Raw genomic sequence first — 12,555 nt, 5'->3', positions numbered from 1 at the left:
GCTTAAGAAATCACCTTTGGCTAATATTCTTCAGTTGGATTCATCCATGCATCTGATTCTTACAATTTCCCATATAAGTTCAGTTTTGGGATATCTGTTTGATGAACAGAAGCTTTAGGAATGATATCAGATTTGAATTGATCATCACTTAAAAATAATTTTTAGTACGATGAAATTGATTAAGTGAAGAATTAAAATATTTTTGAGAGGGATTATTTCTAACCAAATAATACAGTAATGATTTGTACCAAAAATGCCAGAACGGCAGAATAAAGTTGTAATTTTTATAAAAGAACCTCTCTACTAAGTAGAGAGGTTCAGTAAATAACAGTCAACCTATTTTAGGACGCCTAATTATAATTAAGTCTATTTGATTAAGAGCATTTTTCGCGTCTGAACAAATTCGCCGCTATTAATTCTGTAAAAATAAATTCCGGAAGCGCATTGAGAAGCGTTCCATTCAACTTTATATTTTCCAGCGTTCTGCTGCTTATTCACAAGACTAATAACTAATTCTCCCAATACATTATAGACATCTACCTTAACTAATCCTTCATTTTTTATGCTGTACTCAATAAAAGTAGAAGGGTTAAACGGATTTGGATAGTTTTGGTTCAGAGAATAATTGAAATCAATATTATTATTTTCAGAAACATCGGTTAAGTTGGAGACAATTACCTGCCCGCCACTCGATGAAACAGAAAGGTTTATATACTTTGCATCTGAGGCAGACGCATTTAATATTTTTACTCCGCATGAATCTCCAAGTTTTGGATTTCCTTTAACAACAAACTTAAAGAAAGCAATCAATCCATCTTGACTTATCGGGTCGATGGCTCCTACGAAATCAGTTGCGCCTATGTTAAGTTTGCCGTTCGAGTCAAAATGCGTACTAAAACTCCAGCCGGTACCGGCAGGTATAGAATTACCTATGCTGTACTTATTTGTATAAGCTAAAATTTCAGGATTCACTTCAACTGATATATTGAACGCGGCGATTTTGCTTCCGTTTAGTTTTATATAAATCGGCAAGGATAATGTATCGCCGGGCTTAATCGTCATTCTTTGCGGTGTACTATACATTACTGTATTGGGGTCTAAAACTTGCGTTGCAGCAAAGATTTTTGATAAAGCAACAATGGTTGAAGGAGAGTAATCCCCATCGGCATCGCCTCTTATCACTCCCCAAAAAGTTTGTCTAGCTTTCAATGTATCGAGCGGTGTGTAAGAGATGGTGTTGGGGGCAGTCTGCCAATTAGATGATGTCAGCTTGAATGTAGAGTCTACAAAGATCCATTTACTTTCATTAAAATCGGCAGCTGTAAGAGCTCCTGTAGAAATTTGTAATATTGCAAAAGCATCCGTAGAATTGATAATTCCATCTCCATTAATATCGGCAGCCATTTTTTGTAGATCATTTTGGAAAGGTGTAGTGCCGCCTTCTCTGGCATCGAATGCTTTGCGTGCATCAACGGCATCAACAGCTAATGTAATTGGGTCTGGCAGACTAAGATCCGTTTTAGGTGTAAGTACAAAATCGCTTCCTGGTTTGATATTTGAGAAATCAAATTTTCCAACTGCGTTTGTATTACCGTCAATAGAAATACTCATTTCGGTGTTTTCGAATTTAATGGCGCCTGTTACATAGATTGGTTTTTTGTTGATTATATAACGGAAATACCCGGATACTCCACTGTAAATAGTTACTAATCCATCCACACCTGAAACAGAAAGCGCTTTGGCAGATTCATCAGCAAGTGATAGATATAAGTTGTTTACCTTCAGTCCGGTTTGTACACCCACTCTTGCAGTAGATTTTGCCGTGAACGTAACCAATACAATTGTATTTTGAGTATTAATTGCTAAACCATCATCATTTTTGAAACCACCGATTTGCAGAAAACCACCTGATGCATTATTGGTTACATCCATTGTCCAATTATCGAACGCAGCGTCTACTGTTGATCTCTTATAACTCAAAATTTCTTTATCATACATCAATCTTATATCAAGTGCATTCACCAAAGTGTTATCTGCCGGTGATATGACGATTGGTACAGTTACATCTCCGGATGGGGATACAGTAAAATTATCAGCTATAGATATAACCGATGTAGCTTCTTTAACGATCGAAAATGGAGCTGAATTTCCTTCAACTCCGGCTGATGATACTTGTATCTTGCAATTATTTAAAGGGACATTTGCGGAGAGATCCGGTAAAGTATAATCTTCACTTCCATCATTTAATGCGGAAACAAAAGTGGGTGATAGAGGAAAAGTTGTCCCGCCATCGATTGAAAGCTTTATGTCAACATCGGTAGCAAAACCAAAATAATCCCATTTTAATGTTTGAGTTGATTGATCTAATATTTTTTGTGCGATCGTAGGTGCATTAACTATTATGTACTTTTTATTAGCCCATGTAAAAAAGTCGGATTTACTCATAACCGCAAAACTCAAATTAATAACTTGCGGTGCTGCGTTCTTGTCGTAAGTATAAGTGGGTCCAAAAGCTATTGCTTGTTGAATTTTAGTATTTGCCTCAGTTGCACTTTTGAAACCAAAAAATTCATCATATCTATCGTCATACATAGCTGTTAATACGGTTCCTCCGGTAAAAAGAGTTGTGGCAACACCTGGATAAGTTAAAGTAGCTTTTGACAATAAATCGTTAGAACCGGCGTAAACAATAAAGTCATGTAATGGTCCTGTAGCTCCTCCAGGCAGCCAGGATGGTGATAAAACAGCCGCTTTATTTGCGTCTAAATTCAGTACCATGTTTAATACAATTCCGGTTGCATTCCAGGTAATAGTCAAAGTTTTGGAACCATATAAAGTATTTTCATATGTATAGACTCTACTTCCGGCAGCTTCCGTCCATGCAACAAGTTTTGAATTTTCTTCATTTAAGATTCTTCCAAGACCAGCTTTGCTTTTTGTATTCAACGAGGTATTCAGTAATTGATTTCCGGAACCGTGAAGGAATGTTAATTCTGAAATTGTTCCTTTTGTATGATCGAATGAAACTATTGCATCACCATCATTTATTAAGCTCGAGGGTGTACCCACGGTAAATGAATATGTCGGTGAATAATCACTATTTATAGTTCCAACTTTTGCATTAACTTTCCAGTAATATGTTCTCGCGTACACAAGTAAATCGACGGGCGTGTAAGTATTAGTCGCACTTGTGTAAGTTTTAGTTTCAGCTACAGTAAAATTTGCATTTTGACTAACTTTCAATTCATATGAAACGGCGTTTGCCACAACTGCCCAATTATAAGTGACCTTTGTGAATTTATAATTTGCAGCAAGATCAGCCGGCGATGTTAATGTAGGAGCCGGAATTGTTGAAAATGATCTTATTGTTGAAAAATCACTTTCATTGCCGTCTGCTTGAGTTGCTTTAACTCTCCAATAGTACGTTTGATTATTCGACAATCCATTCATTGCTTGACTCGTTCCAACCAGAGCAGCATTATTATAAACAAAGTTTGGAAAAGCTATATCAGTTGATACTTGCAATGTATAGTTCTCGGCTCCGCCAACAGCGTTCCATGTTAAATTTGCATTTGTCGCAATCCAGGTGCTTAAATCTGATGGTGTGGATAAAGTTGGAGTTGAAATTTTCGTTTCAAATGATCTCGTGGTTGAAAAATCAGAATTTATTCCTCCGACAACCGCTCTTACATGCCAATAATACGTTTTATTATATGATAAAACTGCAGCTGCGTAGCTTATTGCGGGGGCGTTTACTGTGGCCGATGTTTTGTTTATCACAATATTCGGATCTTCCGATATTTCCAGCAAATATTGTGTAGCAGAAGGAACAGCAGCCCACGAAATTGTTGGACTTAATAATTGTTTTTTAGCTTCATCAAGAGGTAGATTAGGCGCAGGTGCCGAAGGTTTCACAATTGAAAAGACAGCATCGGATACATCAATAGTTGCAGGAACATCTGCATCACTTATTTGTATTTCACAGGTTGCAGAGATTGTTGCCGGTACAGTCCAAGAATAATCCTTGGGGGCATCGGCGGTGGAAGCAATTATTGAAACCCAATTATTTCCGCTGTCAACACTATACTCAAGTTTAACGTTGGTTACGCCGGTACTTGTCCAAGTGATATGATAAGTAGATCCGACTTCTAAACTTTCACCGCCGTTAGGTGTAACAACTGCCACTTGAGCAAAGATCGATCCAGCTGTAAAAATAATTAATATCGTTAAGTAATATTTTTTTAAAAATTTCATAACAGCCTACTTTTATTTTTTTTAAATAACATTTTTTCTCTAAAATCTGTTACTGCATATAATAAATCCATCGTCATTATTATCGAAATAATCCTAAATATATTTAGGTAAATTGTTTGCTAGCGCAAGTTCTTTGAAGAGAGTATGTTTATCGGAAAGCTAAATAAAGCGACATGTTTAGTAATATACTTTCATCAAATACTTGCTATGTAAATCTTACGACCGCATCACAATTTTTCAAAAACTTGTTTAATCTGGAGATTCATTTTCGTAGTTCAATTTCCATCTTAAACTCATTTTCAAAGAAATGGGGCTGAAGAAAAGTAATTCAAAATTATCTGCATCTTAACTTTTGCCTCAGCCCATTTTTTGAGGTGTGCCGTAAGGTGACGAAAAACTATCTTACTAACTGTGTTATTTCTTGAAGTAATGCATCTGCCGTTGTAATAACGCGAGCATTAGCTTGGAATCCTCTTTGTGATACAATCATTTTTGTGAACTCTTCAGATAAATCTACATTAGATTGCTCTAAAGCACCCGACTGAACTGTTGTATTTGTTTCTTCACCCAAACTTCCAATTCTTGGTTCACCGCTGTTTGCATAAGCTGTGTACATATTATCGCCAACACTAATTAATCCGTTTAGGTTATTAAAAGTTGCAACCAGAATCTGCGCAAGACTTTTTGAACTACCATTAGAGAAAATACCAACAACATTTCCGTATTGATCAATGTTCATATTCGAAAGAGATGCCGATGGAGAACCGTTTTGAGATAGTGCGCTTACTACTGAGCTGGAAGATGTTTGTGTAATACCACCAAATCCGCTTCCAAAATCAAGATCAATTACTGTCGAATTTGCACCGCCTTTTGGTATGAATGTCATTTGCGGATTGTTTGGTGAAATATTTGCTGAATCTAATGTACCGTCTGCATTGAACAAAATCGTTCCGTTTGTTTCTTCGGATTTACCTGATGCTGTGCTTGTGCCCGGTACCGATGCTGTCCATGTCCATGTATTATCTGCAATCTTTGTGTATTTCAATGTTACCTGATGTGCGGTTCCCAATGAATCAAATACTGTTACCGAGCCGCTTACTACGTTTGGTATTCTATTATTATCTGCCGAAACACCCAGTGTGGCTGTACTTGAATTTGAAGTGACTGTTGACGCATCGAATGTAAAGTCTATGTTGTTTGCAGGAAGATTTATACGATTTGCAGTTCCGTCAAATTTAGCAAGTGAAGCTGCGTCAAGAGGACAAGTACCGGTTCCGTCATCTTGAAATGTTAATCCAACAATAGTTCCGCTGGCAATCGAAGCAGCGCTTCCATCTATTAGATCGTAGTTCAAGGTATAAGTATCGTTGGCAAGAACTGGAGGAGTTGCAGCAGGATCTGCGGCAGTAGCCGCAGTTTTTGTGTACGTGATTGAAAGAGTATAAGGAACGCCATATTCGTTATAAACCGTTACATTAGTCGGAAGAGTTGTATCAATAGCCGGTGCTACGGCTGGAGCGACTGTTACTGCGGATGAGTTGATATTGCCTCTTTGGGTTACAATTTGTGTTCTTGTTAATTCAGAATTACTTTTTAAGTTACCGCCCCACTTAATAGACGTTGTTGAAATTGCAGGCAGTTTTAAGTTTGTATCTATCACGATATCTTCCAAATTATTTCCAGGAGGAATAACGCCGTCTGTATTTGCAACTTTACCTTGAACTACCGCACCATTCTGTGGGCTTACTAGTTTTCCTTTAGCATCAAAAACAAATGCGCCTGCTCTGGAGAAGAAAGTTTGTCCGTTACTTTTTTGAACAAACATACCCGGACCCTGCAATGCAAGATCTGTCGTGATACCGGTTCTTTCAAATGTACCTTGATTCCAATTACGGTCAATAGAATTAACCTTCATGCCTAAACCAATTTGAAATGAGTTTGTACCGCCGGTTGTTTCTGTTGGATTTGTACCGGCTTTAACAAATTGATTAAAAGTATCGCTGAATGTAACGCGCGATCCTTTGAAGCCGATTGTGTTAACGTTAGAAATGTTATTGCCGATTACATCCATCATTGCTTGATGGTTTTTTAAACCGGAAACGCCTGCGAATAGGGATGTTAATAGTGCCATTTGTAACCTCCGAGATTTGATTCGGCCTCAGTCAGTCGGCCAAATCTGAGAGCGTCCTTGGTAGGTCCCGCTCAGTTTTTAATAAGTTATTTAATTAATATGCAAACACTACGCTGTCTATATTAGTAAAGACACTTTCATTTGAATCTGCAACAGCAATTGCCGTTACTACTGTTTTGTTGGGAATGTTGACTATGAATGCTGTTTTATCCATCATAACCAACGAATCCTTTGATCCTTTTGCTTCAGCTTTTTCTACAGCGTTTTGAATTTTGGAAAGATCATTCTCACTAAGTTGAATATTCCTCGATTCGAGACGCTTCAAAGCATGATTAGAAAATTTAACTTTCTCCAGTTCCTCTTTAAAAATTGCATCGAAACTTGAAGTAGCCTCTTTGCCAACTCTTCTTGAAGCTATTTCTGTGTTTCCAACAATCGGAATAAAAGGAACGGAGACTCCGTTAATTTCTGCCATTATTTGTCACCTCCGTTATTGTGGTTTCTGGTTATTAAGAACTTCAGCAATATCCGCAAGAGAATATTCAGCTCCGCCAACAAGAAGAACTGTTCCCTGATCTGTAAAGCGAACACCATCTATTGTTCCAACTTTGAAAATATCTAACGTCATGCTCTCGCCTTTTGTGTTCACTGCATCAACTTCAAATTTATAATTACCATTAGGTAATTTGTTACCGTTATTATCGGTTAAATCCCAGGAAAGTTTACTGGTGCCTGAGTTAGTGTTTCCATCGATAGTTTTTACGAGGCCACCGCTTTCATTATATATTTTAATCTGAGCAGTCTTTGCTTCTACAGGCAATGTATAGCCCAACGTTATACCGTCCTGACCGTTAACCTTTATAGCTCCCCCGCTCAATTTAACATCCTTACCAATTAATCCCGTTATAAGAGTGTTATTAATTGATTGAGTTAACGTTGCATTTGCATCAATGCTCTGTTTCATATAAGTATTCAAATTAGAAAGTTGTTCCAGAGAACTGAACTGTGCGAGTTGCGCTGAAAATGCTGTCCCATCCATCGGATTTAGAGGATCTTGATTTTGCAGTTGCGAAATCATCAGTTTCATAAAATCGTCTTTACCCAGTGATGATTTGCTAGTGGTCTGCTGTGTAGTGCTGGTCGAAGTACCTGTAATTGGATCTACCATAATTCACCTATGCTAAATATTCGTAAGTATTGTAGCCTAATGATTTTTGAGATCGGCGTGTTGAATCATCGCCTTCTTTTATTTTGGAAATTTTTTCTCCCATTTTTCTACGCGGTGTAAATGTCTTTGCAAATTTTTGTTCGGATTCAGCCAAACTTATATTCACATTGCTGAGATGAACTCCGGATGATTGCAAATTCTGTTTAAGCTGTTCAATATTGGATTGAATGAACTGTTTCACCTGATCGTTCTCAACTTCTATACGCGTACTTATATTATTGTTGACTAAATCAACTATCAACTTCACTTTGCCTAAATTTTCCGGTGTCAATTGAAAGGTCATACTCTGCTTTTCACCGGCTTGAATGATCTTTGAAAACTCGGAAATAATTTCAGCCGGTTTGATCAATTTCATCGGTTCATTAGGCAGTTTGGCATCATTCATCATTTTAAATTTATCGGCGTCAATCCCTCTTGTTTGTTCGGTGCCTTGCAATATATTTTTAAAGTTATCGTTCGGTTTATTTTGGAAAGATTCTTTTTCATCGGCTGTTTTGCCGTTCGCTTCTTTGACTTCAGCTTTATCATTTTTTACATTTTCACCGGAGACTAATTTTACGGCATCCGTTTCTTTTCCAACTTTTACTTTTTCATCGGCGGTTGAAATTTTTTGAGGAGGCATTCCGCTCATCAAAAGATCTTTAACTTCCTGTACAAAAGCTTTTTCTTTTGGGGATTCAATTGCAGCAGAATATTTTTCTCCATTGAAAGGAGTTGCTTCAGAAATTGCCGAAGCTTGTTTATACAATTTTGGTGCATCCGGTATTATTGTTCTACCGTCTTGAAATTTAGAATGAATGTCATTCTTTGTTGGTGATGCATCTTTGTTCATTTCTAAAGTCGGTGCGGAAAATATTGTTTTATCTTTTTGAGGAGAAGATTTTGTCAGTTCAGAACTTTCTATTTTTCCGTTAAGGTCGTTTAACAAAACTTTGATTTCTTTCACAACACTTTCTTTTACGGCAAAATTTTTATTTGCCGCTCCGGGTCCTACTAAAGTTTCTTTAAGATCGTTCAACAATGTCTTCGAATCGGTTACAACACTTTCTTTTACGGATGAATTTTTATTTGCAGATTCAGATCCTTCTATAGTCACTTTAAGATCGTTTATCAATGACTTAGATTCATTTACAATGTTTCCTTTTTCAGGCGAACTTTTTATTGTCTGCTGCAAGGTATTTATGCTGTCCGTACTTACTGTTTTATTGTTCCCTGCTTCCACTACTTTAACAATTGGGACGGATTGTTGTACCAAGAGTGGATTTGGAGCTTCCGTTTTAGCAGATGAGTTTGCAACCGGTACATTATTATCCTGGTTCTTCAGTGCATTTAATTGAGCCGCAAAATTATTTCTCAATCTAAATCCGGCATCAAATAATTCGAACTCCTTCTTAGATAGATCATTATTAAATATGCTCGTGCTCTTTGATGAATCAGCCTGTCCGTAATTGGGCATTTGATAAATTTTCGTCTGAGATCCAGTTGAATTCAAAATTTTCGATTGTACTGCCGGATTAAATGTAATTTCAATTACTTCCGTCTTGTAAACATTATTATTCTGATTTATCGAAGTAGCCGGATTAACCGGATCTGCAGATTCTGCCGGTTTGGTACTATCGGTTTGGGATTTAGAAATATCTAGATCATTTTGAACTAACGGTGAAGAATTAAAATCGGCTGGATTTTTTCCTAAACCTTTTAAAGTGGCGGCAGTTACTGTTTTTTCTTTCCCTTGTTCTTTAGCGATATCCGCCAATGCGGCATTAAATTCTTTACTGCTCTTATTAAAATCTGCTGAAAGTTTTTCTAAATTGAATTCAGTCTCTATATTATCTTCAGGCAAATTGTAAAAATTGATATTCAATTTGTCTTTACCGTTCTTAACAGAAAGCGACAATGATTTGTTCTCGGAAAGGTATTGGAGTAGCGACTGCACAATGTTTTCGGCTTCTGTAAAAGCATCATCCGTTTTAACATTGTTCTCAATTTCCTTTCTGGAACTTTGTTTATCATTATCATTTTTCACATTAAGATCTTTGACACCGCTAAAAGTATTTTCATCAATCGCGTTTTGTGAAAGGACTGTTTTCAAATCGCTAATATTATTTAGTCCAAGATTCTGAACCAGCCCATTAATAAAATTTTCTAAACTTCCGGATGATAGAAGAAATTGCTTTTTATTAATTACTACAGATTGAAGATCATGCTTTACTTCCGTTGCTTTAACCGACAATTGCGGATCGGCCATAAACGAATCAATAAATTTAATGAGTGCCTGCAGCTTGGTACTGTTGCATTCAATAACGTTAACAGGTAATTGGAATATATTTTGTGAAGCCAGATTTAAATTGTTTGCGCTATCGCTAGTTGTGGAGTTTTGTTCGCTTTCCTGCTCAAAGACTTTAATTATATCCGAAAATAAATTAGTAGGCGACGATAATTTTTTCGAACCAAGAGCAACTGCTTGCTCTCCAGCCATAAGTTTATCTAAGAAAAAAGTATTAATGTTCATTGAGTCGCACTTATTATTCTAGTAGCCGTTTGAGGCTTAAATTCAGCTAATATTTCTGCCGCTTTTTTCTTTTTCATTGTTAACAGTAAATCTCTGGCTATATTATCGGAGTAACCTTCAATTATTTTAGCCGCTTTTCTTGTATCCATTGTTTCATACAATTTTACGGTGTTTTTTATCCATGCCTGATAGACGCTGTCTTTTTTAGTATTATTTTTATCCGGTTCGGCAATTTTTGGCGGTTCTGCTTTTACAATAGCATTATTAACCGGTTGTGGTTCAGTTTTTTTCGCCTTTTCTTTACCATTTTTCTTAACAGCAATGCTGTCTTTAATAGCAGCAAGGTTCTGTTTTAATTTTGTTGAATCGATTTTTTGTGCGACGGTATCTTTAACAACAGGAAGTACTGCAGTTGTGTCTTTTGGTTGAACCGGCGGTTGATTTTTCGGCTCTTCTTTTTTTACTGCAGCCACAGAATTGTTGATTGGAGAAAAATCGAATGCGAATATATTTTTGTATGAGGAATTTAAAAAGATCAGTAGCCCTGTAATTAAAACAAACGCAAGAAGAAATGAAACTATATAAATTATTTTCTCTTTCAATTTTGATTTCCGTTGTAATTTCTAATGGCTATCTCGTTAAGTTCCTTTAATTCTTGTTTTCTTTCATCAAGAAGAAAAGCTTCTAATTGATTTTCTTTGAGTATCTCAAATGATTTAACTTCTTTTTTCTTTTCAATAAGCTCAATCTGTTTTTGTTCTTTATTAAGTTTTAACATATCGGTCTTTCTGTCGATAAATTGTATCTGCCTTTCTAAAATAGAATCATACATTTTTGCGCTTTGGAATTCCGAGACTTTCAGCGGCTTTTCAACCATTTCTTTTTGGGTTTTTAATCTTTCTTCAACAATAAGCTTCCGCTGTTGTTTTAAGTTTTCTATCTCTCTGTTAATTATTGATATCTCTTCCTTTATCTTTTTTTCAAGAATTTCTTTTGCGTTCAATAAAGTTGTAAAGCGATAATTAAATTTTGCCATCTTTCACCTACACTATTGATGCTTCAATAATATTGCTTAATCTTTCAACCGATTCGTCGTACAATGCTTTTTCAAATATTTCTTGCTTAAGAAAACTTCGTAATTGTGTAATTTTTGAAAGAGCATGATCAATCTGTGGATTGCTTCCTTTTACATATGCGCCGATATTTATCATATCCTCTGCTTCTTTATATGTAGCAATAATTTCGTTAAACCTCATTGCACGCTGATAATGATCGTGATCAATAATATCCGGCATTACCCTGCTTACACTTTGAAGCGTATCAATTGCCGGATACTGGCCGCGGTTAGCAAGTTTACGTGAAAGAACGATGTGGCCGTCAAGAATGGAACGCACAGCATCTGCAATCGGTTCGGTCATATCATCACCATCAACAAGTACCGTATAAAGACCTGTTATAGAACCTTTTTCGGTATTACCCGCACGCTCAAGAAGTTTTGGCAGAAGAGAAAAAACAGAAGGTGTATACCCTTTAGTTGTTGGTGGTTCGCCAATTGTTAAACCGATTTCTCGTTGTGCCATTGCAAAACGGGTAACGGAATCCATCATGAATAAAACATCCATTCCAAGGTCGCGAAAGTATTCAGCGATGGTTGTCCCTATATATGCGCCTTTCATTCTAATGAGAGGAGATTTATCGCTTGTTGCAACAATTACAACAGATTTTTGTAATCCTTCTTCGCCAAGATCTCGTTCAATAAATTCACGGACTTCCCTTCCCCGTTCTCCAATCAAAGCAATTACGTTTACGTCTGCACTCGTGTTCCGCGCAATCATTCCTAATAAAACGCTTTTACCAACACCGCTTCCAGCAAATATTCCTGCACGCTGTCCTTTGCCGATTGTTAACAAACCATCAATTGTGCGCACGCCAGTTTGAATTGGTGAAGAAATTCTTTTTCTTTCAAGAGGATTTGGCGGTTCGCGGTAAGATTCTCTGAATGAGGAATAATCAATCGCTCCTTTTCCGTCAATAGGATTCCCTAAACCGTCAATTACACGTCCTAGTAATTCTTTACCAACACCAACAGAAAAGTTTCTGCCGGAAGCTTTTATTTCGCATGCGGGAGAGATGTTATGAACTTCACCGATAGCAATAGAGAGGACTTTTCCATTTTTGAATCCAACGACTTCTGCCTTGCAGACTTCATTTCCTTTTTGATCAACGATTGAACAGATTTCTCCCATAACTGCATTGGGTCCTACAGAAACAATAACTAATCCTATTACGTCAATAACTTTCCCGTTAACACGTACAGTCTCGGATTTTGCAATTATCTGTTTATATTTATCTATTAAATGTTCGGCGATGTCCATATCAATTCTTTTTATCAGCCCATCTTTTAGTTTTCATTAATTGCGTAAAAATCTT

The 12,555-nt window shown here is 36.7% G+C and carries 8 protein-coding genes; all 8 read right to left on the bottom strand.

All coding sequences use genetic code 11. The features are described 5' to 3' along the window. Positions 1-366: 366 nt before the first annotated feature. Positions 367-4,254, bottom strand: a complete 3,888-nt coding sequence (locus NTX65_11280) for a cohesin domain-containing protein (GenBank protein ID MCX6169916.1) — start codon at positions 4,252-4,254, stop codon at positions 367-369. Between the two features lie 397 nt (positions 4,255-4,651). Beyond that, positions 4,652-6,385 carry a flagellar hook protein FlgE gene (locus tag NTX65_11275; GenBank protein ID MCX6169915.1) on the bottom strand — a complete coding sequence of 578 codons (1,734 nt, stop codon included), beginning with the start codon at positions 6,383-6,385 and terminating at the stop codon, positions 4,652-4,654. A gap of 94 nt (positions 6,386-6,479) precedes the next feature. Next, on the bottom strand, positions 6,480-6,860 hold the full coding sequence (locus NTX65_11270; GenBank protein ID MCX6169914.1) for a flagellar protein: 381 nt from the start codon (positions 6,858-6,860) through the stop codon (positions 6,480-6,482). Between the two features lie 15 nt (positions 6,861-6,875). Beyond that, complete coding sequence (locus NTX65_11265; GenBank protein ID MCX6169913.1) at positions 6,876-7,553, bottom strand: flagellar hook capping protein; 678 nt, start codon at positions 7,551-7,553, stop codon at positions 6,876-6,878. A 7-nt stretch (positions 7,554-7,560) separates the two neighbouring features. Then, positions 7,561-10,125 (bottom strand): flagellar hook-length control protein FliK, encoded by a 2,565-nt coding sequence (locus NTX65_11260; GenBank protein MCX6169912.1) that lies wholly within the window; start codon positions 10,123-10,125, stop codon positions 7,561-7,563. Then, entirely contained in the window at positions 10,122-10,727 is a 606-nt protein-coding gene (locus NTX65_11255) for a hypothetical protein (protein MCX6169911.1), read from the bottom strand. Before NTX65_11255 ends, NTX65_11260 begins: the two co-directional genes overlap by 4 nt. Continuing rightward, a complete protein-coding gene (gene fliJ, locus NTX65_11250) occupies positions 10,724-11,161 on the bottom strand; it encodes a flagellar export protein FliJ (GenBank protein MCX6169910.1) in 438 nt (145 codons plus the stop codon). The genes NTX65_11255 and fliJ overlap by 4 nt, the downstream gene beginning before the upstream one ends. Before the next feature lie 7 nt (positions 11,162-11,168). Then, complete coding sequence (gene fliI / locus NTX65_11245) at positions 11,169-12,500, bottom strand: flagellar protein export ATPase FliI (protein ID MCX6169909.1); 1,332 nt, start codon at positions 12,498-12,500, stop codon at positions 11,169-11,171. Positions 12,501-12,555 lie beyond the last annotated feature (55 nt).

It is taken from the genome of Ignavibacteriales bacterium, assembly GCA_026390795.1.
Taxonomy (GTDB): domain Bacteria; phylum Bacteroidota; class Ignavibacteria; order Ignavibacteriales; family Melioribacteraceae; genus Fen-1258.
This window is presented reverse-complemented; position numbering and strand designations above follow the sequence as displayed.